This window comes from Bradyrhizobium sp. USDA 4474 (assembly GCF_054057515.1).
The window spans coordinates 6,347,424-6,371,369 of record NZ_JBSRZJ010000002.1 but is presented as its reverse complement, the minus strand read 5'-3'; the positions used below and the strand labels follow the sequence as shown (position 1 = coordinate 6,371,369).

At 63.7% G+C, this 23,946-nt stretch carries 28 protein-coding genes; 21 read left to right on the top strand and 7 right to left on the bottom strand.

All coding sequences use genetic code 11. The features are described 5' to 3' along the window. Positions 1 to 106 precede the first annotated feature (106 nt). From ACVW16_RS31495 to ACVW16_RS31470, 6 genes are all read left to right on the top strand, one after another. Positions 107 to 1,156 carry a LacI family DNA-binding transcriptional regulator gene (locus tag ACVW16_RS31495; RefSeq protein WP_456702874.1) on the top strand — a complete coding sequence of 350 codons (1,050 nt, stop codon included), beginning with the start codon at positions 107 to 109 and terminating at the stop codon, positions 1,154 to 1,156. A gap of 150 nt (positions 1,157 to 1,306) precedes the next feature. Further along, positions 1,307 to 2,806 (top strand): sugar ABC transporter ATP-binding protein, encoded by a 1,500-nt coding sequence (locus ACVW16_RS31490; protein ID WP_456734712.1) that lies wholly within the window; start codon positions 1,307 to 1,309, stop codon positions 2,804 to 2,806. A 54-nt stretch (positions 2,807 to 2,860) separates the two neighbouring features. Then, entirely contained in the window at positions 2,861 to 3,913 is a 1,053-nt protein-coding gene (locus ACVW16_RS31485; protein ID WP_456705242.1) for an ABC transporter permease, read from the top strand. A 103-nt stretch (positions 3,914 to 4,016) separates the two neighbouring features. Then, positions 4,017 to 5,117: an ABC transporter substrate-binding protein gene (locus tag ACVW16_RS31480; RefSeq protein WP_456702872.1), complete on the top strand. Its 1,101-nt coding sequence runs from the start codon at positions 4,017 to 4,019 to the stop codon at positions 5,115 to 5,117. Positions 5,118 to 5,221: 104 nt separating this feature from the next. Beyond that, positions 5,222 to 5,560 (top strand): hypothetical protein, encoded by a 339-nt coding sequence (locus ACVW16_RS31475; protein ID WP_456702871.1) that lies wholly within the window; start codon positions 5,222 to 5,224, stop codon positions 5,558 to 5,560. Between the two features lie 18 nt (positions 5,561 to 5,578). Beyond that, a complete protein-coding gene (locus ACVW16_RS31470) occupies positions 5,579 to 6,484 on the top strand; it encodes an SMP-30/gluconolactonase/LRE family protein (RefSeq protein ID WP_456702870.1) in 906 nt (301 codons plus the stop codon). Between the two features lie 4 nt (positions 6,485 to 6,488). On the opposite strand, the gene ACVW16_RS31465 is transcribed toward ACVW16_RS31470, so the two are convergent. Then, on the bottom strand, positions 6,489 to 7,370 hold the full coding sequence (locus ACVW16_RS31465; protein ID WP_456734711.1) for an NAD(P)-dependent oxidoreductase: 882 nt from the start codon (positions 7,368 to 7,370) through the stop codon (positions 6,489 to 6,491). Positions 7,371 to 7,415: 45 nt separating this feature from the next. Then, positions 7,416 to 8,171 carry an SDR family oxidoreductase gene (locus ACVW16_RS31460; RefSeq protein WP_456734710.1) on the bottom strand — a complete coding sequence of 252 codons (756 nt, stop codon included), beginning with the start codon at positions 8,169 to 8,171 and terminating at the stop codon, positions 7,416 to 7,418. Between the two features lie 100 nt (positions 8,172 to 8,271). On the opposite strand from ACVW16_RS31460, the gene ACVW16_RS31455 reads away from it, so the two are divergent. After that, the gene (locus ACVW16_RS31455) at positions 8,272 to 9,219 is read left to right on the top strand and encodes a 2-hydroxyacid dehydrogenase (RefSeq protein ID WP_456702867.1); all 948 of its coding nucleotides are present in this window, start codon (positions 8,272 to 8,274) and stop codon (positions 9,217 to 9,219) included. 194 nt (positions 9,220 to 9,413) lie between these two features. On the opposite strand, the gene ACVW16_RS31450 is transcribed toward ACVW16_RS31455, so the two are convergent. Further along, a complete protein-coding gene (locus ACVW16_RS31450; protein WP_456734709.1) occupies positions 9,414 to 10,199 on the bottom strand; it encodes an SDR family NAD(P)-dependent oxidoreductase in 786 nt (261 codons plus the stop codon). A 161-nt stretch (positions 10,200 to 10,360) separates the two neighbouring features. Between ACVW16_RS31450 and ACVW16_RS31445 the strand changes: the two genes are divergently transcribed. The 3 genes from ACVW16_RS31445 to ACVW16_RS31435 are packed head-to-tail and all read left to right on the top strand — an operon-like array spanning position 10,361 to position 13,215. Then, positions 10,361 to 11,536, top strand: coding sequence for a zinc-dependent alcohol dehydrogenase (locus ACVW16_RS31445; protein WP_456702865.1), 1,176 nt, complete (start codon positions 10,361 to 10,363; stop codon positions 11,534 to 11,536). A gap of 10 nt (positions 11,537 to 11,546) precedes the next feature. Continuing rightward, entirely contained in the window at positions 11,547 to 12,092 is a 546-nt protein-coding gene (locus ACVW16_RS31440) for a hypothetical protein (RefSeq protein ID WP_456734708.1), read from the top strand. Beyond that, positions 12,079 to 13,215: a DUF305 domain-containing protein gene (locus ACVW16_RS31435; protein WP_456734707.1), complete on the top strand. Its 1,137-nt coding sequence runs from the start codon at positions 12,079 to 12,081 to the stop codon at positions 13,213 to 13,215. The genes ACVW16_RS31440 and ACVW16_RS31435 overlap by 14 nt, the downstream gene beginning before the upstream one ends. Positions 13,216 to 13,322: 107 nt before the next feature. Here the strand turns inward: ACVW16_RS31435 and ACVW16_RS31430 are convergent, their stop codons facing one another. Next, positions 13,323 to 13,820, bottom strand: a complete 498-nt coding sequence (locus ACVW16_RS31430) for a ferritin-like domain-containing protein (protein ID WP_456702862.1) — start codon at positions 13,818 to 13,820, stop codon at positions 13,323 to 13,325. Between the two features lie 217 nt (positions 13,821 to 14,037). Between ACVW16_RS31430 and ACVW16_RS31425 the strand changes: the two genes are divergently transcribed. After that, the gene (locus ACVW16_RS31425; protein WP_456802631.1) at positions 14,038 to 14,592 is read left to right on the top strand and encodes a NuoB/complex I 20 kDa subunit family protein; all 555 of its coding nucleotides are present in this window, start codon (positions 14,038 to 14,040) and stop codon (positions 14,590 to 14,592) included. A 16-nt stretch (positions 14,593 to 14,608) separates the two neighbouring features. Next, on the top strand, positions 14,609 to 15,508 hold the full coding sequence (locus ACVW16_RS31420; RefSeq protein WP_456734706.1) for an MBL fold metallo-hydrolase: 900 nt from the start codon (positions 14,609 to 14,611) through the stop codon (positions 15,506 to 15,508). 144 nt (positions 15,509 to 15,652) lie between these two features. On the opposite strand, the gene ACVW16_RS31415 is transcribed toward ACVW16_RS31420, so the two are convergent. The 3 genes from ACVW16_RS31415 to ACVW16_RS31405 form a co-directional block, all read right to left on the bottom strand. Next, complete coding sequence (locus ACVW16_RS31415) at positions 15,653 to 15,895, bottom strand: hypothetical protein (protein WP_456734705.1); 243 nt, start codon at positions 15,893 to 15,895, stop codon at positions 15,653 to 15,655. A gap of 224 nt (positions 15,896 to 16,119) precedes the next feature. Next, a complete protein-coding gene (locus ACVW16_RS31410; protein ID WP_456702858.1) occupies positions 16,120 to 16,977 on the bottom strand; it encodes an SDR family oxidoreductase in 858 nt (285 codons plus the stop codon). A gap of 63 nt (positions 16,978 to 17,040) precedes the next feature. Beyond that, complete coding sequence (locus ACVW16_RS31405; protein ID WP_456734704.1) at positions 17,041 to 17,514, bottom strand: metallophosphoesterase family protein; 474 nt, start codon at positions 17,512 to 17,514, stop codon at positions 17,041 to 17,043. Positions 17,515 to 17,606: 92 nt separating this feature from the next. Between ACVW16_RS31405 and ACVW16_RS31400 the strand changes: the two genes are divergently transcribed. The 9 genes from ACVW16_RS31400 to ACVW16_RS31360 all read left to right on the top strand — a co-directional run bounded on the left by ACVW16_RS31400 (position 17,607) and on the right by ACVW16_RS31360 (position 23,889). Further along, complete coding sequence (locus tag ACVW16_RS31400) at positions 17,607 to 17,816, top strand: hypothetical protein (protein WP_456734703.1); 210 nt, start codon at positions 17,607 to 17,609, stop codon at positions 17,814 to 17,816. 30 nt (positions 17,817 to 17,846) lie between these two features. After that, complete coding sequence (locus tag ACVW16_RS31395) at positions 17,847 to 17,969, top strand: hypothetical protein (protein ID WP_456734702.1); 123 nt, start codon at positions 17,847 to 17,849, stop codon at positions 17,967 to 17,969. An 86-nt stretch (positions 17,970 to 18,055) separates the two neighbouring features. Further along, a complete protein-coding gene (locus ACVW16_RS31390; protein WP_456734701.1) occupies positions 18,056 to 18,184 on the top strand; it encodes a hypothetical protein in 129 nt (42 codons plus the stop codon). A gap of 82 nt (positions 18,185 to 18,266) precedes the next feature. Further along, the gene (coxB, locus tag ACVW16_RS31385) at positions 18,267 to 19,250 is read left to right on the top strand and encodes a cytochrome c oxidase subunit II (protein ID WP_456738503.1); all 984 of its coding nucleotides are present in this window, start codon (positions 18,267 to 18,269) and stop codon (positions 19,248 to 19,250) included. Between the two features lie 2 nt (positions 19,251 to 19,252). Further along, positions 19,253 to 21,160: a cytochrome c oxidase subunit I gene (gene ctaD / locus ACVW16_RS31380; protein ID WP_456738147.1), complete on the top strand. Its 1,908-nt coding sequence runs from the start codon at positions 19,253 to 19,255 to the stop codon at positions 21,158 to 21,160. Then, positions 21,157 to 21,756: a cytochrome c oxidase subunit 3 gene (locus tag ACVW16_RS31375; RefSeq protein WP_456734700.1), complete on the top strand. Its 600-nt coding sequence runs from the start codon at positions 21,157 to 21,159 to the stop codon at positions 21,754 to 21,756. Before ctaD ends, ACVW16_RS31375 begins: the two co-directional genes overlap by 4 nt. After that, entirely contained in the window at positions 21,753 to 22,106 is a 354-nt protein-coding gene (locus tag ACVW16_RS31370) for a hypothetical protein (RefSeq protein ID WP_456702851.1), read from the top strand. The genes ACVW16_RS31375 and ACVW16_RS31370 overlap by 4 nt, the downstream gene beginning before the upstream one ends. Continuing rightward, positions 22,094 to 23,014: a cytochrome c oxidase assembly protein gene (locus ACVW16_RS31365; RefSeq protein WP_456734699.1), complete on the top strand. Its 921-nt coding sequence runs from the start codon at positions 22,094 to 22,096 to the stop codon at positions 23,012 to 23,014. The genes ACVW16_RS31370 and ACVW16_RS31365 overlap by 13 nt, the downstream gene beginning before the upstream one ends. A gap of 137 nt (positions 23,015 to 23,151) precedes the next feature. Beyond that, complete coding sequence (locus tag ACVW16_RS31360) at positions 23,152 to 23,889, top strand: heme-binding protein (protein WP_456802630.1); 738 nt, start codon at positions 23,152 to 23,154, stop codon at positions 23,887 to 23,889. The last annotated feature ends 57 nt before the right edge of the window (positions 23,890 to 23,946 follow it).

Below are 23,946 nucleotides of genomic sequence, written 5' to 3'. Positions count from 1 at the left end.
CAGCGCGGATTGTTATCGATATCGTAAGCAATGTATCCTTTTAACGCGTGCTGCGGCGCTACCAGCTTCGATCCCGCAACGCGCGCCCAGGAAGAGATCGCATGAGATGAAACAAACTCGGGCGAAGACCGGAAAGAGCCCAAAGCGGTCGACGACCATGGCTGAGGTTGCAGCGCGGGCGGGCGTGTCCGCGATGACCGTCTCGCGCGCGTTGAGGAGCGACGGCGCCGTCTCGGAGGAGACGCGAAGCCGGATCCTCGCCGCCGTCGAAGAGCTCGGCTATGTGCTCGACCTGTCTGCAGGCGCGTTGTCGTCGAAGCGAACCGGATTCGTGGCGGCGTTGATCCCCTCCATCAACAACTCCAACTTCTCCGATACCGCACGCGGCATCACCGAAGCAATTGAAGGCCAGGGGCTCCAGATGCTGCTTGGCTACACCGACTACGACATGGAGAAGGAAGAGCACCTCGTGCGTGCGATGCTGACGCGCCGACCCGACGGCATCATCGTCACGGACGGAAGACACACGCCGAAGGCGCGCCGCATGCTGCAATCCGCCGGCATTCCCGTGGTCGAGACTTGGGACCTGCCGGCTGAGCCTATCGACCACGTCGTCGGCTTCTCCAACGCCGAGGCCTCGCGTGCGCTCGTGCATCGGCTTTACCAGAAGGGATATCGCAACATCGCCTTCATCGGCGGAGCAAGCCGCCGCGACACGCGCGGCGCCGATCGCCGTCTGGGCTACAGGCGCGCCGTCGAGGAGCTCGGCCTGCCCGTTGGACGCACCATCTCGTTCGGCAATCCCCCGATTTCGATGGAACAGGGCGGCGAGGCCATTGTCCATCTGATCGAGCAATGGCCCGATGTGGATGCTGCCGTTTGCGTTTCCGACCTGTCTGCGTTCGGCGCCATCATGGAGTGCCATCGCCGCGGCTGGTCGGTCCCGGGCCGGATCGCCGTGGCAGGGTTCGGCGACTTCGAGGTGTCGCGCTGCTCCTGGCCGCGGATCACGACCGTGGCGGTCGACTGCCGCAACATCGGTCAGGAGGCCGGCCGCATCATGCTTCGCGCCATTGATGGCGTTCGGGAAAACAGGCGCCCCGGGCCGGAGACATTGATCGTGCCGTTCCAAATGATCGAGCGCGAAAGCACCTGAGCTCGGCTTGACAGCGGCGCCCCACCGGGTGCATGTTATCGATAACAAACATGACGCCATTGCTGGATGGCGATGCCAAGCGCCTGGTCATCGGTTGGGCACCCTCCAACCGGTCGCGATCGGCTGGTGATTTCGGGAGGAGAACCGGGGATGGCATCGGCTGCGCTGCGCTTCGATGGAATCGTCAAGTCGTTCGGCGGCACGCGTGCACTCAAGGGTGTGAGCTTTGACGTCGGTCGAGGCGAAATCGTCGCCTTGCTAGGCGAAAACGGCGCGGGCAAATCGACCCTCATCAAGGTGCTCGGCGGCATCCATCGCCCGGATGCCGGAGCGGTGACGATCGCAGGCGAGCCCTATCACCATGCCGCGGGCGGCCGCGCCGGGCACCAGCCGGTCGCCTTCATCCATCAGGATCTCGGTCTCATCGAATGGATGACGATCGCGGAGAATGTTGGCCTCGCCCAGGGCTTTCCTCGAAACCGGCCGTTCGGCCTGATCGACTGGCGCGGCGCCGAGGCACGCGCGACCAAGGCGCTCGCGCTGGTGGGCTGCGATATCGATCCGACCACGCGCGTATCGAGCCTGTCGCGCACCGAGAAGTCGCTGGTCGCCATCGCCCGCGCGCTCGTCGTCAATTGCGATTTCCTGGTGCTCGACGAGCCGACGGCGAGTTTGCCGGCCGACGAGGTCGAGCGCCTGTTTGCGGCGCTGAGGCGCCTGCGCGCACAGGGCGTTGGCATGATCTATGTGTCGCACCGGCTTGACGAGATCTTCCGCATCGCTGATCGCGTCGTCGTCTTGCGGGATGGCCTGCTCGTCGGCGAGAAGGCGATCAGCGAGACCTCGCCCGAGGATCTGGTGCGCCTGATCGTCGGCAGGCCCCTGCTCGACATGTTCGAGAAAGCCACCTCCCATTCCGGCAAGACGCGCGTGACGGTGCGGGGATTGATCACGCCGAAGGCCGGACCGGTCGATTTCGATGTGCGCGAAGGCGAACTCCTGGGGCTCGTGGGGTTGCGGGGCGCAGGCCAGGAGGAAGTCGGCCGCGCGCTATTCGGCGCCGTGGCGCATCGCGGCGAGATCCTCATCGACGGCGCGGCGCCGGATCTATCCAGCCCCGTGGCCGCAATGGCCGGTGGCATTGGGCTGGTTGCCCGCGACCGAACGGAGGAGTCGATCGCAGCATCCTTGTCAATCCGCGAAAATGTCTTCCTCAACCCAGGCGCCTCCGGGCGCGGCCTGCTCGACGTGCTCGCGCCAGGACGCGAGGCGGAAGAGGCCGTCAAGCTCGGCGCCTTGGTGGGCTTGCGGCCCAATGATCCGCATCTCGCCATCGAAGGACTCTCGGGCGGCAACCAGCAGAAAGTCGTCGTCGGCCGCTGGCTTGCGACCGGACGCAAGCTGCTGGTGGCCGAAGATCCGACCGCCGGCGTCGACGTCGGCGCCAAAGCCGAGATCTATCGGCTCATCGCCCGTGCCATCGCCGAAGGGCTCGCCGTGGTCGTTGTCTCCACCGACTTCGAGGAAGTCGCGCATATCTGCCATCGCGCGCTCGTCTTCAACCGCGGCCGGATCATTACCGAAATCGCCGCCGATGCTCTGACGACGGAAGCCCTGATCACCGCCGCCTCGGCCTCCGAGGCCGCGTAACGGACAATTCGCACGACGCCGACGCAAGGCGCCCGCCGGGAGGAACGCATGGGAATGAATTCGATCGAGTCGAATGCACTGGAGCCGACGCGCGCCGATCTCGCCGGCGCGTCATTTTCGCATAAAATCACGCGCCTCTTGCCGGTCTATGGCCTGCCGATCATCACGGTGGCGCTGATCGCCCTGTTCTCGATCCTGTTGCCCAACACGTTTCCGACGCTTCTCAATCTGCGTTCGATCGTCTCCGACAAATCGATCATCGCCATGCTCTCGCTTGCGGCGATGATCCCCATGGCCGCCGGCAAGATCGACCTCACGGTCGGCTATGGCATCGTGCTCTGGCACATCCTGGTGATCAGCCTGCAAACCGCTTTCGGCCTGCCCTGGCCCATCGCAGTCCTCGTCGTGATCTGCCTCGGCGCCTTCACCGGCCTCCTCAATGGTCTGCTGGTCGAGGTCGCGCGCATCGACAGCTTCATCGCCACGCTCGGCACCGGCACGGTGCTCTATGCGCTGGCGCTTTGGCACACCGGCGGTCGGCAGGTCGTCGCGATGCTGCCGGACGGCTTCCTCGCCCTCAACGGCACGATGGTTTTCGGCCTGCCGATCACCGGCTTCTATGTGCTCGTCCTCGCTGTCGCGATGTGGCTGATGCTCGAATATCTGCCGATCGGCCGCTACATCTATGCCATCGGCGCCAACCCGAAGACGGCCGCACTCAACGGCATTCCGGTGCAGCGCTTCACGGTCGGCGCCTTCATGGCCTCCGGCATCCTCACCGCGGTCACCGGCGTCCTGCTTGCTTCGAAGCTACGCATCGGTCAGGCCAGCGTCGGCCTCGAATATCTGCTCCCCGCGCTGGTTGGCGCCTTTCTCGGCTCGACCACGATCAAGCCCGGGCGCGTCAACGTCTGGGGCACCATCATCGGAGTGGCCGTGCTCGCGGTCGGCATCGCCGGCATCCAGCAGTTCGGCGGCTCCTTCTGGGTCGAGCCGCTCTTCAATGGGCTGACGCTGCTCGCCGCGATCGGCATGGCGGGCTACGCGCAGCGAAAGCGCGGCGCCGTTGCGAAGGTCCCGGCCGGCGCACCTGATCGAAAGCCTTGAAACATTGATGAAGTTCGTGACCTGCGACGAGCCGGTCACAACGGAAAGTCCGGCGCAGGGCCGGCGAAACACAGAAACGGCATCACACCAAGGAGAACGCTCTATGTTGCATTCGATCATCCGAACCGGCGCCGTCGTCGCCGGGCTCGCGTTCGGTCTCGCGTCTGCCCACGCCGACTCGCTCGCGGACGCCAAGTCCTTCGTCGACAAATATGCTTCCAGGGTCGACAAGTGGGATGGTCCGACCACCGCTCCGAAAATCGCGAAGGGCAAGACCATCGTCGTGCTCGCGTCCGACATGAAGAACGGCGGCGTGCTCGGCGTCACCAAGGGCATCGAGGAGGCTGCCAAGGCCGCCGGCTGGACCGTGCGCACGCTTGACGGCGCCGGCTCGGTCTCCGGCCGCACCGCCGCCTTCGGCCAGGCCATGACGCTCAAGCCCGACGGCCTCGTCATCTGCGGCTTCGACGCGGTCGAGCAGAAGCCCGGCATGGAAGCAGCCAAGGCCGCCAAGATCCCGATGGTGTCCTGGCACGCCGCTCCCGTTATCGGTCCGGTGCCCGAAGCCGGCGTGTTCGCCAATGTGACGACCGATCCGATGGCGGTCTCTACCGCCGCGGCCAACTGGGCCTTCGTCGACGCGGGTGGCAAGCCGGGCGTGATCATCTTCACCGACTCGACCTACGAGATCGCGATCGCCAAGGCCAAGAAGATGAAAGAGGTCATCGAGGCACTCGGGGGCAAGGTCCTCGAATGGGTCGATACGCCGATCGCCGAGACCTCGACACGCATGCCGCAGCTCACCACCTCGCTGCTGCAAAAGCATGGTGCGGCCTGGACGCATTCGCTGGCGATCAACGACCTCTATTATGACTTCATGGCGCCCTCGCTCTCCGCGGCCGGCATCAAGGGCACCGGCGCGCCCGTCAACGTCGCCGCCGGCGACGGCTCGGAAAGCGCCTATCAGCGCATCCGCTCCGGCGCCTACCAGGCCGTCACCGTGGCCGAGCCGCTCAATCTTCAGGGCTGGCAGCTCGTCGACGAGTTGAACCGCGCCATCGCCGGAGAGAAGTGGTCGGGCTACGTCTCGCCGCTGCACGTCGTGACCAAGGCCAACATCGAATTCGACGGCGGCCCGACCAACACGTTCGATCCGGGCAATGGCTACCGCGACGCCTACAAGAAGGCCTGGGGCCTCCAGTAAGCCTCCTCTCCGCTCCCCGAGCACGATGACCGTGCTCCCTCGGCGGTCGGTCGCAAGCTGACCGCCGATTTTCCTTCAACTATCAGACAGACGAGCGAATGCCGATGTATATCCGTTGTGCTTTCTTCAGTGGCAGCGTCAAGCCCGGACGCGAAGCCGAATTCACCGCCTATGTTCGCGAGAAGCTCGTGCCGCTGTGGACGCGCTTTCCCGGTGCCGAGGAGGTTCGCGTGCTGCGGCAGGAGGAGAGCGACAGCGATGCCCAGCGTTACGAGATGGTGCTCGCGATCCGCTATCCCTCGCGCGAGGCCATCGAGGAGGCGCTTGCTTCGCCGGTTCGCTTCGAGAGCCGCGAAGTGACCAAGGGGCTGACCGAGATGTTCGATGGCTCGATCTTCCACACGGTCTTCAAGGCCGACGACTTTGCGCTACCGACGGATTAGTCGCGGAGATCTGACACGGTGAGCACCTACGACATTCTCGACCCGCGCTTCCCAGGGTTGATCATCGGGCACGCCAAGCTCGACAAGCTCTGGACCGGCAGCCGCTGGGCCGAGGGCCCGGTCTACGTGCCGGCCGCCAAATCGCTGCTGTGGTCCGACATTCCCAATGATCGCGTGCTGCGCTTCGACGAGACCGACGGCTCGGTCTCGGTGTTCGAAAGCCCCTGCGGCTATCACAACGGCCATACGCGCGACGCGCTCGGTCGCGTGATCGCCTGCGAGCACGGTGGCCGTCGGATCTCGCGGCTCGAAGCAGATGGTCAATGGATCGGAGTGGTCGAGCGCTTTCAAGGAAAGCGCTTCAATTCCCCGAACGATGTCGTCGTCAAGTCGGATGGAACGATCTGGTTCTCCGACCCGACCTACGGCATCGACAGCGAGTATGAGGGGCATGCCGGACCGACCGAGATCGGCGCCAGCAGCGTCTATCGCTTCGATCCGGCAAGCGGCGCGTTGTCCGCTGTCGTGACCGACATGGTGAAGCCGAACGGTCTCGCCTTCTCGCCCGACGAGCGGCTGCTCTATGTGGCCGAAACCGGTGCGACGCACGTGCCTGGCCTGCCAGCCGTCATTCGCGCCTACGACGTGGCATCGAGCGGGCTTGCGGTTGGCGAAGGCCGCATCTTCGCGACGTCTCCGGCCGGGTTCTACGATGGATTCCGCGTCGATCGGAACGGCAACATCTGGACGTCGACGGCGGATGCAGTTGCGGTCTACGCGCCGGACGGCACGCTGATTGGCCGCATTCCGGTGCCTGAAATCGTCTCCAATTTGACCTTCGGCGGGCCGAAGCGGAACAGGCTCTACATCACCGCGCAGACTTCGCTCTATGCGATCTACGTCAACGCGCACGGGCTTTCCTGAATTCTCACGCTGGCGGCGTTCGCGCCGCCCAGAATTCCATCAGCGCAGCCTGGTCCATCGCACCACAGCCGATTGCGGTCAGAAGGCGATGGATCTCGGCGCAGACGACGGTCATCGGCATCGCGATCCCGGTCTGGCGCGCCAGATCCTGCGCGCCGTTCAGATCCTTGACCATGTTGTCGATGCGTCCCGTCGGTCGGTAGTCACGCGCGGCGAAGCGCGGCATGTATTCCTGCAGGATGGCGCTGTCCGCCCGGCCGCCGCGCAACGCGCGCGGGATCTTGGCCGCATCGACGCCGGAGGCCTCCGCCAGTGCGGTCGCCTCGGCAACCGCGACGAAGTTGAGAGCGCACAGGACCTGGTTGATGAGTTTGGTGGTCTGTCCTGCACCGCTCGGGCCCATATGCGTGAAATTCGAGGCGACCTCGGCGAGCACCACTCGTGCCTCCGCGACATCCGCTGCCTCTCCGCCGGCCATGCAGGTCAGCTGACCGACCGCGGCCTTCGGCGCGCCGCCCGACAGCGGGCTGTCGACCCAGCGCAGGCCGGCTGTTTCAGCGTCTTTCGCCAGCTCGCGCGTTGATTGCGGATCGATCGAGGACATGTCGATGATCAGCGTGCCTTTCCGCGCGCCCTCCGCGACGCCCGCCGGTCCAAACACCGCCGCTCGCACGATTCTCGGCGAGTTGAGGCTGAGGACCACCGCGTCGGCTTCGGCCGCAGCGCTCGCGGCAGACGCGACTGCGATTGCGCCTTTTTCAACGAGACCAGCGACCTTGGCAGGATCGAGATCGAACACCAGGACGCGGGTCCCGGTCTCGGCAAGGCGAGCGCCAATCGCGCCGCCCATGGCGCCGGCGCCGATCAATGCGACTGGACGGGGCATCACGACATCTCCGCGGTGACCTAGTGGATGCTTCGACGGTAAGCCTCAGAGCGAAGCTGTAATGCCGCCGTCGACATAGAGCACGTGTCCGTTGACGAACGAGGACGCTGGCGAGGCGAGAAAGATGCAGGCGCCGACGAGTTCCTCGACCTTGCCCCAGCGCCCTGCCGGCGTGCGCTTTTCGAGCCAGGCCGAGAATGCGGGGTCCGCGACCAGTGCGGCATTGAGCGGCGTGTCGAAATATCCGGGCGCGATGGCGTTGACCTGAAGGCCGTGTTTCGCCCAGTCCGTCGCCATGCCCTTGGTCAGGTTTCCGACCGCTCCCTTCGTGGCCGTATAGGGCGCGATCGACGGGCGCGCGAGTGCGGTCTGCACTGAAGCGATGTTGATGATCTTGCCTGCACGACGTCCGATCATGTGGCGCGCACAGGCCTGACCGACGTTGAAGACCGACGCGATGTTGGTTTGCAGCAGGCGCTGAAATGCGTCTTCAGGGAACTCCTCGAGTGGCGCGCGGTGCTGCATGCCCGCATTGTTGACGAGAATGTCAATGCGCCCGATGTCCGTCTCGAAGCGATCGACGGCCACTCGCGCCGCACCGTGGTCGGTGACATCGAAAGCGAGCGTTCGCGCGCCCGCAACGGAGCTGGCGGCCACGGCGAGCTTGGCTTCATCCCGGCCGTTGAGCACCACTTCCGCGCCGGCCTCGGACAAACCGCGCGCGAGCGCAAGGCCAATGCCCTGGGACGATCCCGTAATGAGAGCGCGGAGCCCCTTCAGATCGAACAAGTTGATCGCCACCCTGCCTCCTCCTCTTGCCTCTCGACATCCATGTTCCGTCGGACTATGTTATCGATAACATACAATGTCAAGTTCGTGCCCAAGAGGAGCGCTCACCCGCATGTCGAAGCCTGAAATTCTTCAGATGGGCCCCTACCCGGAGTGGGATCAGATCCCGCTCGATGCAGCTTACACCGTGCACCGCTATTTCGAGGCGAGCGACCGGCCGGCCCTCCTCGCCGAGGTCGGTTCACGCGTTCGCGCCATTGCCACGCGCGGCGAGCTCGGTGCGAATGCCGAACTCATCGCGGCCTGCCCGAACCTGGAGATCATTTCGATCTACGGCGTCGGTTTCGACGCGGTGCATCTGGACAGCTGCCGGAAGCGCGGCATCCATGTGACCAACACGCCAGACGTGCTGACGAAGGACGTGGCGGATCTTGCTATCGCGATGATGCTCGCGCAATGGCGCGGCGTGAACGGCGCCGAGCGCTGGGTGCGCGACGGATCATGGGCCGCCAAGGGGCTCTATCCCTTGAAGACTCGAGCCTGGGGCAAACGCGCAGGCGTGCTCGGCCTCGGCCGGATCGGGTTTGAGGTCGCACGCCGGCTGGCCGGTTTCGACATGCACATCGCTTATTCCGATGTCGAGGCGAAGCCTCATGGCAAGGACTGGACCTTCATCGCGGATCCCGTTGCGCTCGCAGAGCGATCCGACGTTCTGTTCGTCACCCTCGCGGCCTCGGCAGCGACCCGGCACATCGTGGGACGCAATGTTCTCCAAGCGCTCGGTCCGGACGGGCTTCTCGTCAACGTGTCGCGTGCCTCCAACATCGACGAGGACGCGCTGATCGCGGCACTGACCGGCGGCAAGCTCGGCGCAGCGGCGCTCGACGTCTTCGAGGGCGAGCCGCGACTGGACCCGCGATTTCTCGAGCTCCCGAACGTGCTGCTGCAGCCTCACCACGCCTCCGGCACGACCGAGACCCGCAAGGCCATGGGCCAGTTGATGCGAGACAATCTGGCCGCGCATTTCGCCGGTCTCCCGCCGCCAACGCCGGTCCTCTGACCGCTTGTCTCCGCGCCAACATCTACCTTCGAGCAGCGCTCGACCTCCTGACGGATGCTTGTGATCGGCTGCGGTCTGACAGCACTGATGTTCTACAGCCGTCGCAAGGGTTACGACGAACCCGCACGCAGCAAACGGAGACAGCCGGACCAGCGAGTCGAACGGTAGCGCGCCGCGCTCGACAACCCGGCGATTCACCGGGATTTCGCAGTGCCCGGCTCGGCCATCTTGCGATGCTGCTTGGCCAGCACCTCGTTCGGCGTGACGTTCGCCACCGTCGTCTGGAGCTTGTTCTTCACTCCCGTCACGATGTCCGAAGCGCCCCGCAGCATCGCGTCGAATCCGGCCTTCGCCACCTCATGTGCGTCGTCCTTCTTGCTGGTTCCAACCTTGGTGTCCATCATGTCGGCGCGCCGGAAGAATTCGGTCTCTGTCGCACCCGGCATCAAGCAGGTGACGGTCACACCGCTATCGCGCAGTTCCTCGCGCAGCGCGAACGAGAAGGAATCGAGAAACGCCTTTGTGCCGTTGTAGACGGCCTGGAAACTTCCCGGCGTGAAGCCGGCGATCGAGCCGGTGATCAGAATGCGCCCTGCATTCCGCCGCAGCATCTCGTTGCCGGCCCGATGGATCAGGTAAAGCGTTCCCGTGATGTTGGTGTCGACCACGCGCCTGATCCGGCCGAAATCCTGGCCGAGGAAGGCATTACCGAGGCCGACCCCGGCATTGGCAAGCAGCGCGTCGATGGGACGATCGCCTACGGCCGCACAGAGCTCGTCGACACCCTCAGTGGTCGCGAGATCCGCCTGTACCGCCACCACGCTGCCGCCGAGCTTGCGTAATTCGGCGGCCGCGGCCTCGATCGCGGGTTCGTTCGCGGCAATGACGAGATCGAAACCGTCCTCGGCGCAGCACCTCGCGAGTTCCAGACCGATTCCGGTCGAGGCTCCGGTCACGACGGCGAGTTTGTTGGCTGGCATGGGCGCGTCCTCGCGGCTGGGATTTATGACGTCCAATCGCCCCGTCTCCGGCTCGTTCCTATTTGAGGTGCGGGTGACCGCGATGCGAAGATTTGCGCGGGCGATAGCAACCATCGTTCCCTCCTGGACTTAGATGCCTCGTAATTCAGCGGAGGACGGACATGAAGGCGCTGGTTTGGCACGGCAAGGAAGACATCAGGTGCGACACCGTCACCGATCCGGAAATCCAGGACCCGCGCGACGCGATCATCAAGGTCACGAGCTGCGCGATCTGCGGATCCGACCTTCACCTCTTTCACAATTTCATTCCCGGCATGATGCCCGGCGACATCATGGGCCACGAGACCATGGGCGAAGTGGTCGAGGTCGGCTCCGGTGTCGACGGCAAGCTGAAGAAGGGCGACCGCGTCGTCGTCCCTTTCACGATCATTTGCGGTGAATGCGATCAGTGCAAACGCGGCAATTTCTCCGTGTGCGAGACAACCAATCGCAAGAAGCATCTGGCTGACAAGGTATTCGGGCATTCGACCGCCGGTCTGTTCGGCTACACGCATTTGACCGGTGGCTATCCCGGCGGCCAGGCCGAATACCTGCGCGTTCCCTTTGCCGATGCCACGCACATCAAGGTTCCCGCCGGGATCCCCGACGAGCAGCTGCTGTTTCTCAGCGACATCTTCCCCACCGGCTGGCAAGCTGCCGTGCAATGCGACATCGTACCGACCGATACGGTCGCGATCTGGGGCTGTGGTCCGGTCGGACAGATGGCAATCCGCAGCGCCATCCTGCTCGGCGCCAATCAGGTCATCGCGATCGACTGCCTGCCCGAGCGCCTCAGCATGGCGGAAGCTGCCGGAGCCACCACGATCAATTTCGAAAACGAGAGCGTTCTCGAGCGGCTCAAGGAACTGACCGACGGCAAGGGTCCCGAAAAATGCATCGATTGCGTCGGGATGGAATCGCATGTGATGGCGTCATGGCCCGACACCCTGCTCGACCGCGCCAAGCAGATGGTGATGCTGGAGAGCGACAGGCCCCATGTGCTGCGCGAAATGATCTATGTCTGCCGGCCCGGCGGCATCATTTCGGTCCCCGGCGTTTACAGCGGCTTCTCCGACAAGCTTCCGATGGGCGCATTCATGAACAAGGGCCTGACGATGCGCACGGGCCAGACCCACGTCAACCGCTGGACCGACGATCTGCTTCGCCGCATCGAGCAAGGCGAGATCGACCCGTCATTCGTCATCACCCACACCGTGCCGCTCAAGCAAGGTCCCGAAATGTACCAGATGTTTCGCGATAAACGCGATTCCTGCGTCAAGGTCGTGTTGAAGCCCTGAAGGAGCAAACATGTTTCACTTCTCCAATATCGTGCGCGCCAAAGGCGATCCCAAGATCGTCGAAGGCGGACCGAGCCTGAAGCAACCGGCAGACCAGCTCGCACGCGCGCTCGGCTGGTTCAGCATCGGTCTCGGCGTCGTGGAATTTTTCGCGCCTCGACGCGTCACGGAAACGCTCGGCATGGAAGGGCGCGAGACGATGGTCCGCGCTTTCGGCTTGCGGGAAATCCTCGCCGGCGTCATGTCACTCTCGGTCGACAAGAACGCGGGCCTGTGGGCCCGCGTCGGCGGCGATGGCCTCGATGCCGCCGCGCTCCTATCAGGACTGACGTCCGACAATCCCAAGAAGGGCAACATCGCGCTGGCGCTCCTGATGGTCGGCGGCATTGCGGTGCTCGACTACCGCGCCGCTCAGGAGACCAAGCCGCAGCGGCCGCCGCCGAATGCCCGACGCAAGCTGTATCCCAATCGCAGCGGCTTCCCCAAGGGACTCCCGGCCGCGAAAGCTCGAGCGAAGGAGATGATCCAGCACGCGTCGGCCGGTGTCGCCTCCTGACCAGGCTGGGATTGCAAACGGGCGACGTCGACGCCCGCGCTGGATTGCCGCCGTCGAGCTCGGGCTGATCAGCAGCACTTTCTCCACCATTGTCAGCCAGTTGGTCGCCGGGCGGATTGGCCGCGACGCGGCCGTGGACTGGATGACGGTCGCGACCATCCCGGCTCGCGAATGGGCGCTCAGTTCGCCACCGTCATGGAGCGCTATCCTCACCGGCATCGCCTTCCATCAATGGGCGGACTTTTCCTGGGCTGTCGTTTTCTTTGGCGTGCTCGGACGCTGGACTGCCGAACTGCGGCCTGCAGTGATCCTGCTTCTGGCGCTTCCTTGGGCGATCTTCTCGTCCGGCATGGAATGGTTCGTGCTGGTGCCGCTATTCCCGTTCTGGCAGCCGCTTTTCACGCTCCAGCAGCCGTACTGGATCGGGCTTCTGGTCCACGCCTCGTCAGCCCTGATGTATCCCTTGTTCGCGCGGCTGCGCTGGGCAGGCGGCGGCGCAGCGGAGCGACACGTGCGGTTTACCGACGCGTGGCTTGCGGGTGCGCTGGTCCTCTTGGCTTCGCTTGGAATGACCGCCTTGTTCGGCAGCCGGGGCCGTGAACCGCCGTGGATCGGAGCCGACAGGGATGCAGACCAGACCTACATGCGCCACATGGCGACGCATCACGCACAGGGCATCGAGCTGGCGCGCAGTGCCGCCCGGAGCGCGCAAAATCCACATCTCCAGAAACTCGCCCTGCTGATGGTCGCGAGCCAGACCGGCGAGAACAAAATCTTTGAGAACTGGTGGCTGAGCTGGTTCGGCACCTCGATGCCTGATTGCAGCTCCGAGGAGCGTGCGGCCATGCCGGGCTTTCTCACACCGGCCGAGCTACGATTGGTCAAGCTTGCAGCGCCCGAGCAATTCGACGCGGTCTTCGTCGAAATGATGAGTCGACATCACAGAGGGGCGGTCAAGATGGCCGACCAGATGTGGCACAGCCACGGCGATCCGCGCCTGCGGGCCATGGCTCACGCCATCCGTCATGAGCAGCAGGGCGAGATCGCCTTGATGCACGGCGAAAGCGGCATTGCCGCAGTCGTGAGCGCTACCCGAAACATGCTGGCCAACAATGTTAATTGATCCAAAACCGCGACGTCAGTTGGTGCGAGCTGCTGAAGGGTCGCGGGGCCCGGCCTCACCGTTCCCCGCCGCACCGGATCTGATCGTCGCATTGCCCCGCTTGAAAGCTATGCGGCCTGCCGCTGGTGCGCCAGAAACTCCATCGTCACCTTCTCGACGTTGGAATCGATCCAGGCGGCCATGCGCTGCTCTTCCTTCAAGGACGCTTCGAGCGGCTCCTTGGCCTCGGCAACACCAGCTGCCCCGCAGAGCGCGATAAGCGATTTGTAGGCCGCGATCTCGAAGTTCTCGAATGCATTATTGGCGAAGGTATTCTTGAGGATCTCGTCGTTTGCCGTCGAGTGCGCCATCGCCTGCATGTTGGCCATCACGGACTGCGTCGTGTCCTTCAGGCTCGACGTACTTTCGCCACAGGACTCCAGGCACCGTTCCAGCCGCTTCAGCTGCTCATTGGTTTCCTGAAGATGAGCGCTCACTTTCGCCTTGACATCGGGATACTCGTCGAGCCTCTCCGACTGACGCTCCATCAACTCTCTCGCCTGCACTTCCATCGCATGCGCATTGCGTAATCCGACCACGAAAACATCACGGGCTGCGTTCGCCATCGTTCCTGTCCTCCATTTGAATGGCTTCGTTCGTTCTCCGCAACCGCAGCTCAGCGACATCGTTCCTAAGCGCGCGGTAAGCTCGGCGCCTGTTCCTATCAAGGACCCCGGGCTAACCTGTGATAGCAACGTGCCAAACACCTTTCCTTGCTCAGGAACGTCACCGTCGCCCCGAGGTTTTCGCAACGTCACCCAGGGTGCGGCGGATGGTAAGCCAATGGTCGACATTTCTTCTCCAGAAACTCTCCGCCGGTCCGTGCAGCGATCCGCAAACGCTTCCGATCCGTACTTCATGCAGATCCGCGACGATCTCGCCGACAAGGGCTTCATTACCGCGACGGCAGAAGAGCTGATCACCTGGGCTCGGACCGGGTCTCTGATGTGGATGACGTTCGGACTCGCCTGCTGCGCCATCGAGATGATGCAGATGTCGATGCCTCGGTATGATGCAGAACGCTTCGGCTTCGTACCCCGTGCCTCGCCCCGCCAGTCAGACGTGATCATCGTGGCCGGTACGCTGACCAACAAGATGGCTCCTGCATTCCGCAAAATCTACGACCAAATGCCTGAGCCCCGATATGTGATCTCGATGGGCTCCTGCGCGAATGGCGGCGGCTATTATCACTATTCCTATTCCGTAGTGCGCGGTTGCGACCGCGTGGTTCCGGTCGATATCTATGTTCCGGGCTGCCCTCCGACAGCCGAGGCGCTGCTTTACGGCGTGATGCTGCTTCAAAAGAAGATTCGGCGAACGGGGACGATCGAGCGATAGCAGGGCAGGATTCCACATGACGCAAATTCCGCTTCCTTCGTCGGCCGAAGCCGAACATCCGCAGTCGGACCTCGATCGGAACGACAGCACACGCCAGATCGTCCCCGACGTTGCCTATCGTCAGCTCGCCATTGTGAACGTCATCTTCGTTGGCTTTGAAAATGCCGGTGACGGCAACTGGGTTCTGGTGGACGCTGGCATTGCCGGATCCGCTCGGGCGATCCGCTCTGCAGCGAGGGCACGTTTTGGCGGCCACGGCCGGCCAGCTGCCATCATCATGACGCATGCTCATTTCGATCACGCCGGCGCGCTCGAGACCTTGGCGAGCGAATGGGACGTACCGGTCTACGCGCATCCGGCCGAGCACCCTTATCTCGATGGCAGCCGCTCGTATCATCCCGCCAATCCGAGCGTGGGCGGCGGCCTGCTGGCGTTGATCTCGCCGCTGTTTCCGACTGCTCCGGTCGACGTTGCAGCGCGGCTCTATGACCTTCCTTCCGATCACAGCATACCGTTCATGCAGGATTGGAGCTGGGTTCACACCCCCGGCCATACGCCGGGGCACATTTCGCTCTGGCGCAAGCGCGATCGTCTGTTGATCGCAGGCGATGCATTCATCACCACGCGCCAGGAATCCGTCTATTCCGCAGTCACCCAGTCTCCCGAGATGCACGGACCACCGATGTATTTCACACCAGACTGGGGAAGTGCGAAGACCTCGGTGCGGAAGCTCGCCGCCCTCACACCGGAGATCGCCATCACCGGCCACGGCGCGGCGATGCAGGGGTCAGACATGCGCACTGTGCTGGATGCTCTCGCAGAGCGGTTCGATGACGTCGCCGTTCCGGGCGGCGCTATTTCAGATTCGGACGGCGGCACGACGGATGTCAATGCCGCCCGTACACTAGACCGATGACGTCCACCGCGCGCAGGCTCGTGCCTTCCAGAAGCGCGCGCTTGAGCGGCCCCGGCGACCTCCTCTCCTTGCGCCGGGGCCGCATCCATTGCGAGAGCTTGGAAGAACGCGTCCAGGCGGTCGGTCTTGCGAGGGTCCTCTTCGCTATCCCCGCCGTCGCCGGGCCACGAGCATCCCGAGCAGGAATGCCAGGAAAAGCGACCGCAGCGGTGCGGCCGCGGTGATGCGACGCAATTCGTCGGACAGGTCGGCGGCGGCCGATTGCGGTTCAGACCGCGGTTCGCCGCTTCTTGGAGCGCCGCGTGCCGTTGACGAGGTATTGTTGCCCGCCGGGTCGTTCTCAAGGCCGGATGCTTCGGTCATTGCTGAAAGCTCTGCCATATCCATTGCTCGGTCCTCCTAGCGTCGTACGTACAAACCCGCGCGGAACTCCACCGCGTGCGCGCCATTATCCCAGCTACCGGTGTCGCATGGGAAAGCTCCTGATCAGCATTGTGGTCGTCAGCATCGCGATCGTTCTCGCGTTCGCGGTTTACGTGATCACGCTGTAACGGCACGGCGAGCCCGGGATACGGATCATCCGCGAGCGCAGTCGCGCGAGGCGGTCCCAGTCAGATGAACGGCTTGCCTCCGGTGACTGCCAAGGTCGCGCCCGACGTGTAGCTCGAAAGCGGATCCGCGAGCATGACATAGGCCGTCGCAAGCTCGGCCGGTTGGCCTGCGCGTTGCATCGGCACTTGCTTGCCGAAATTCTTGACGGACTCCTCCGGCATCGTCGACGGAATGAGCGGCGTCCAGATCGGACCGGGCGCCACCGCGTTGACGCGTATCCCCTTGCCGGCCAGCATCTGCGCGAGCCCACCCGTAAAATTCTGGATGGCTCCCTTGGTCGTGGCATAGGCGAGCAAGCTCGGATTCGGCATATCGGAGTTGACCGAGGCCGTATTCACGATTGCGGATCCGGGCCGCATGTGCGGCACGGCTGCCTTGGTCAGGTAGAACATCGCATGAATGTTCACCGCGAAAGTCCGCTGCCACTCCTCGTCGCTGATGTCGGCAATGTCCTTGAACGTCGCCTGGTGAGCCGCATTGTTGACCAAAATGTCGATCCCGCCGAGTTCGGCGACGGCACGTTGCACGACGGTACGACAATGATCGGGCCGGCTGATATCGCCGGGAATCAGAACGGCCTTACGGCCTTCCCGCTCAATCAGCGTCTTGACCTCGGCGGCGTCATCGTCCTCGTCCAAATAAGCGATGACGATATCCGCCCCCTCCCGCGCGTAAGCAATTGCAACCGCGCGACCGATACCACTATCGCCACCGGTGATGATCGCCTTCTTGCCGGCCAGGCGGCCTGAACCCTTGTAACTCTCTTCGCCGTGGTCCGGTCGGGGATTCATCGCTCGGGTCGACCCCGGCATCGGCTGCTGCTGGCTGGGAAACGGCGGCTTGGGGTATTCGGTCATCGAGCAGCTCCGGAGATTTGCTGCGCTAACGGAGCCCTGCCGGAAGTGTTCCTAGCCAATCCGTCACTGCGCCGGCCCGCTCAAATCGTGGACGACAGGCTGCAGGGAGCCGCTCACATCGAGATCCAGCGTCGCGAGTGTCACTGGCAGCTTGAACCGCCGCGGGCCGGCGCTCCCGGGATTGAGATAAAGGACGCCATCAACCGTCTTGACGCTCGCCTGGTGCGAATGGCCGTAGATCACGACATCGACCTTGCCGGGGGCGGGTCTGTCCTGAAGCTCTGCCACATCGTGCAGGACATAAAAGGAGTGCCGGCCGATCCGCACTGATAGCGTCTCCGGATAGGCGCTTGCCCAATCGCCGACATCGACATTGCCGCGGATGGCCGTGACGGGCGCGACCCGGCGAAGCCGATCGATGATGTCGGCAGCGCCGATGTCGCCGGCGTGGATGATATGCGCGACCCCGGCGAGGCATTTTTCCGCCTCTGGCCGAAGCAGTCCGTGTGTATCAGAAATGACTCCAATCTTGAGCATGTCACTCCTCGACCAGTCCCGCGCCTGTCCGGCTCGTTTAGGAACGACAACAGGAGGCCCGCATTGCCGGCTTATCTAGCAGGAGCACACGAATGGGCAACACTGGCGTTGGAATGCTTTTGGGAGATAGTTCCGTGAAAGCGTGGTATTTGCTGTTCCTGGGCGTTGTCATCCTCGGCATAGCGATCTGGTACGGCGTCAGGCGATCGGGACATTTGCGGCGCGGTGAGCGGGTCCAACTGGATCGGAATACGGAGGCTGCCCAGCACCGCGATGATCCGCAAAAGCCCGTCGCGAGGTGATGGAGCCGAACGCGATGGAGGGTTCGCCGGATGCTTGAAGATCTTCGCGCGATCGTCCAGCCGGGCGCAATCATCGCTGTCACCATCGTCCTGCTGCTGATGGCTCTCGCCGATGCGGCCATCGTGGTCGCCACCAGGGGCTGGCCCTTCTAGTCCGGTCGGATGGACCATGCCGGACAGATCTCCTTCCAGGGCTGGGCGCCTCTCCTGCGCACCGCCAGCGGCACGACGCTCACTACGTGGCGCTGGTCGTTCTGCGCCGCATCGCCGGTCCTCGAACGCTCGCCAAATGGTACGCGTTCGACCTGATCGTCAGAGTCGCGCTCGGCTCAATTTTTGCCAACAGCGTCCTCTCGGGCGACGAATAGGAACCTTCATACGATTGACCGGTTCCGCCTCCACAGGGGAGCGCGGCGGACATCGATGCCTGTCAGAATGCGAACGGCCTTGGTGCCATTTGTGATGCTGCCGCTGGCTGCGTGCGCGGGGCGGCAGTCCGCACTCGACCCGCACGGGCTGCAGTCCGATCGAATCCTTCACACTCTCTTCATCTTCCTGATCATAGCGGCAATCGTCTGGATCGCCGTCGTGATCGTGCTCGGCATCGCAATGTTGCGCCGAAAGCGGGCTTCCGATCGGCCGCTGGCGCTGCACCTGCCGTTCGAGCAAGCAAGTGGTCGCGTCGTGCTGGGCTTGGGGCTCGCGACCCTCGTGATCGTGCTCGGGCTCTCGATCGTGAGCTATGCCGGCCAGCGTACCGTGTTCGCCAAGGACGACAATGCGCTCACGCTCAAGATCATCGGCCATCAATGGTGGTGGGAGGTGCAATATGACGGCGACAGCCCGCACCAGAGCTTCACAACCGCCAACGAGATCCGCATTCCGACCGGCCAGCCGGTAAAGGTCGAGCTGGAATCCGCCGACGTCATCCACAGCTTCTGGGTTCCGAGCCTGACCGGCAAGATGGACCTCATCACCGGGCAGACCAACGAGCTTCAGTTCACCGCCAAGAATGTCGGCGTCTACCGCGGTCAGTGCGCCGAGTTCTGCGGACTTCAGCACGCCCATATGGCCTTCACTGTGCTGGCCTTGTCGCCGGACGAGTTCGGCCGCTGGCGCGACCATGAAAACGAGAACGCGAACAGCCCCACAGATGAGCTTGGCAAGCAGGGCGAGCAGCTCTTCCGCGCAAGAGGCTGCGCGCTCTGCCACAATATCCGCGGCACACTCGCCGGCGGCCAGCTCGGTCCCGATCTGACCCATGTCGGCAGCCGCACGACCGTCGCGGCCGGAACGCTGCCGATGACCCCGGCAACGCTCGGCGCCTGGATCGCCGATCCCCAGCACGTCAAGCCCGGCAATTACATGCCGAAGATGCCACTGCAATCGGACGAACTCATCGCGATCCTTCATTATCTGGAGCAGCTCAAGTGAGCATGGCGGCTGACGAACGTGAGTTGCGGGACGACGCGCTGAGCAGTCTGCAGCTTTCGACACGGCTCGAGAGCATCTGGCGTACACCATCCGGATTTTTCGGCGCGCTCATGTCGGTCGACCACAAGGTCGTCGGCCGGCGCTACATCGTCACCGCTTTCGCGTTTCTCGTCCTCGGCGGCGTCCTTGCTGTTCTGATGCGAATTCAGCTGGCCGGCCCGGAGCAAACGTTCCTGTCCCCGGACAAGTACAACCAGATCTTCACGATGCACGGCTCGACGATGATGTTCCTGTTCGCGGTGCCGGTCATGGAGGCATTCGCGGTCTACCTCGTGCCGCTGATGGTCGGCACGCGAAACATCGCCTTTCCGCGCCTGAACGCCTTCAGCTACTGGATGTATCTCTTCGGCGGCTGCTTCCTGTGGATCTCGTTCCTGCTCAATACCGGACCTGACGTCGGCTGGTTTGCCTATGTCCCGCTCTCGTCCCTGCAATACACGCCGACCAAGCGGCCCGACGTGTGGGCGCAGATGATCACCTTCACCGAGGTCGCGGCGCTCGCGGTGTCCGTGGAGATCGTCGTCACCGTCTTCAAGCTGCGCGCGCCCGGCATGACGCTCGACCGCATTCCGCTGTTTGTCTGGGGGATGCTGGTCACGAGCTTCCTCGTGATGTTCGCGATGCCCTCGATCATGGTCGCATCGACGTCGCTGATCCTCGACCGCCTCGTCAACACCCGCTTCTATGATCCCTCCTCGGGCGGACATCCCCTTCTCTGGCAGCATCTGTTCTGGTTCTTCGGCCATCCCGAGGTGTACATCATCTTCATTCCCGGCACCGGCATGGTCTCCGCGATCCTGGGGACATTCGCCCGCCGCCCCGTGATCGGCTATCCCGTCGTCATCCTTTCCCTGATTGCGACGGGCTTCCTGTCGTTCGGCCTCTGGGTCCACCATATGTTCGTGACCGGCCTGCCGCAGCTCGGCGCCGGGCTCTTCACGGCCTCGAGCATGCTGATCGCGGTACCGAGCGGGCTGCAGATTTTCTGCTGGCTGGCGACGCTCTGGGATGGCCGTCCGGTCTACCGAACACCACTGTTGTTCGTGCTCGGCTTTATCGTGATTTTCGTGATTGGCGGCCTCTCCGGCGTCATGGTCGCGTCTGTGCCGATCGATACCCAGGTGCACGACACCTATTTCGTGGTCGCGCATTTCCACTACGTTCTGATCGGAGGCGCCGTCTTCCCTCTCATCGGAGCCGTCTATTACTGGTTCCCCAAAATCACCGGCCGCATGCTCAGCGAGCGGCTCGGCCGATGGAATTTCTGGTTTGCCTTTGTCGGCTTCAATGTCGCGTTCTTTCCGATGCACCTCCTCGGGCTGATCGGAATGCCGCGGCGGGTCTATACCTATACCGCCGATATGGACTGGGGCCATCTGAACCTTCTCTCCAGCGGCGGCGCCGCGATTTTCGCAATCAGCTTCGCGCTGCTGCTGGTCAACGTGATCTTCAGCCTTCGCAGCGGCGCTCTTGCGGGCGACAATCCCTGGGACGCCTCGACGCTGGAATGGGCGACCTCGTCTCCGCCGCCGCCGCAGAATTTCGATCGTATTCCGGTCGTCAAGCATCGCGATCCCTTATGGTTCGACAGCGACAGCCTGCCCGTCGTCGCGGGGCTCAGCGTGGAGCGACGCGAGGTTCTGTTGACATCGCTTGCAGAAGCAGAGCCGCAGACCCGTGAAGCTTCGCCCGAGCCCAGTCTCTGGCCGCTGATCACGGCGATCGCGACGACCATTTTCTTCATCGGCTCGATCTTCACACCTTGGGCGGTGCTCTGGGGCACGCCGCCGATGGCCGTCGCGCTGATCGGCTGGTTCTGGCCGGCTGGCAGCAAGGAGGACGAGGAGTGAGACAAACCATCGTCCGCAACGTCGCCGACTTGCCGACCTACGGCTATGGCCCGCGGAGCGGCCCGTGGTGGGGCGCCATGGGCTTCATGGCGCTTGAAGGCATGGGATTTGCCATCGCGATCGGCACCTATCTTTATCTCTATGCCGTCAACACCAGTTGGCCGATCGGCGCCGCGCCGCCGGATCTCTGGCCGGGCACGGTCGAGGTGGCGATTTACCTGCTGAGCATCATCCCGAACGAGATGACCAATCGCGTCGCACTGCGGCAGGACCTCGCGAAGGTTCGCATAGGCCTCATCGTGATGTCGCTGATCGGCATCGTGCTGCTGATTCTCCGCGGCTTCGAATTCGCTCATCTCAACACGCGCTGGGACAATTCTGCCTACGGCTCGATCGTCTGGCTGATCCTCGGGCTGCACACGACCCATCTCGCCACCGATCTTGGCGACACGGTGGTGCTGACGGTGCTGATGTTCACCCGCCACGCCAGGCCGCGCCGGTTCAGCGATGTCACCGACAACGCGTTCTACTGGAATTTTGTCGTGCTGGCTTGGCTGCCGCTCTACGTCCTTCTCGACTGGGTACCGCGCCTATGACCGTCAACGATACTCGTGCACGACTGCTCTATTGGGCCGGCGTCGCCCTCGGTCCGCTCGCCTGGGGGATCAACCTGCAAGGCGTCTATGCATTCGCTCATTTCTCCTGCGAGACGACGCGGGTAAGCGGCACAATCATGAGCGCGGTGCTGGCGATCGTCGCCCTCATCGGCACCGCGATATCCGCGCGCGCGGTTCGCCGCGCCGCGGGAGCCGAATGGGCCGATGCGCAAGGCGGCGGTCCACGGTCGTTCATGGCATGGCTCGGTGTCGGCAGCGGCGTCCTCTTTGCGCTCGTGATCGCCAACCAGCTTGCGGCTTCGCTGATGATCAGTCCATGCCTGCGCTGAGCCTACTCGCGTTCCTTCTCGGCCTGCTTGTCCGGCCGGCGATGGCTCATGGCATCTCGCAGGTTGCTCCGGGATCGCTCTGGAGCTTTGATCCCTGGCTTTTGAGCCCGCTTTACGTCGTCGGCATCACCTTCTATGTGGGAACGCAACGACTCTGGCACCATGCCGGCGCTGGACGCGGCGTCAGCTTCGCCCAGGTCGCCGCATTCTGGACGGGATGGCTGGTCGTGGCGCTCGCCCTGACCTCGCCGCTGCATTGGCTGGGTGAGCGCCTGTTCACCGCCCACATGATCGAGCACGAGTTGCTCATGGTCCTCGGTGCTCCCTTGATGGCGTTTGCCAGGATCAACGGGCCGATGATGTGGAGCTTGCCGGCTGCGCTTCGTCCCGCGGCGGGGCGTTGCCTGAATTGGCCGATCGTGGCCCAGCCGTGGGCTTTGATCAGCCATCCCGTCAGCGCGACGGCCCTGCATGGCCTGGCGCTGTGGATCTGGCATGCGCCGCCACTCTATGCCTGGGCACTGCAAAACACGGCGGTTCACCGCCTCCAGCACGTCAGCTTCTTTGCAACTGCACTTTTGTTCTGGTGGGTGCTGCTGCATGGCCGCGGAGCGGGTCGCAGCGTACGTCTCCGTGACGGCATCGCGATCGTCTGCCTGTTTGTCACGGTGCTGCATTCCGGAGTGCTTGGTGCGCTGCTGACGCTATCGACACGGCCATGGATTCCGGCTCAGGGCACCTTCGCCGGTGAATTCGGCCTGACGCCGCTCGAAGACCAGCAACTTGCGGGGATGCTGATGTGGGTGCCCATGGGCGTCCTCTATACCGGCGCCGCGCTTTTCTTCGCCCATCGCTGGCTGACTGCAATGGACGCGCATTCCCGCCTATCTTCCGTCCGTTCGGGCTGACGACACAAGCAGGGGATCGTCATAGGAACCGCTCGTTCCAAGCGACGTTCGCTGTTGAGTTTGACAGCCGCCGTGGAGGACACATGGCCAGACACCCTGCCTTCACAATCGCAGCCCTGCTCGCGGCAGCCTTCTCGATGCCGGGCGGCTCGACCGCGCAGGACCAGCCGCGCCCTGCCATGTCCTGCCCGGTTGACCATGATCAACTCGCCGATATCCTCAAGAAAAGCGTCAAGCCCGGCGGCGGGCCCAGCAACGGCGGACTGGACAACAACGAGTGGGCGGCCGTCGTGAACCGGCAGGGCATCGTTTGTGCCGTCGCCTATAGCGGCAGCAAGGTCGATGACCAATGGCTCGGCAGCCGCGCGATCGCGGCTGAGAAGGCCAACACGGCGAACGCATTCAGCCTGAAGGACAAGGCGATGGCGACCGCCAATCTCTATGCAGGCGCCCAGCCCGGCGGATTCCTGTTCGGCGCGGCGTTGAGCGACCCGCCTGCCCCTGATGTCATCTACGGCGGCACGCCGGACCAGTTTGGGACCGACCACGATCCCATGGTCGGCAAGCCGGTTGGCGGGGTCATCGTCTTCGGTGGCGGGCTTGCGCTCTACGACGACAAGGGCATCGCCGGCGCGGTTGGAGTCAGCGGCGATAGCTCCTGCGCGGATCACAATGTCGCCTGGCGCGTGCGTCACCAGCTCAGTCTCGATCGCGTGCCGGCCGGGGTCAGCCCGAACATGAAGGATGCGATCATCTACGACATCGGGCCCGACGGCAAAAGCCCGTCCGGGTTTGGCCACCCCAAGTGCAACGGCAAAGAGGATCAGATCGCGGTCGATCTGGGCGCAGGGGTCTCGGGCAACGTCGTCCGGTAGCACCGTCGCTTCGAGGCAGTATTAGGAACCAAGCGTCTGCGCAACGTTTGTACGTTG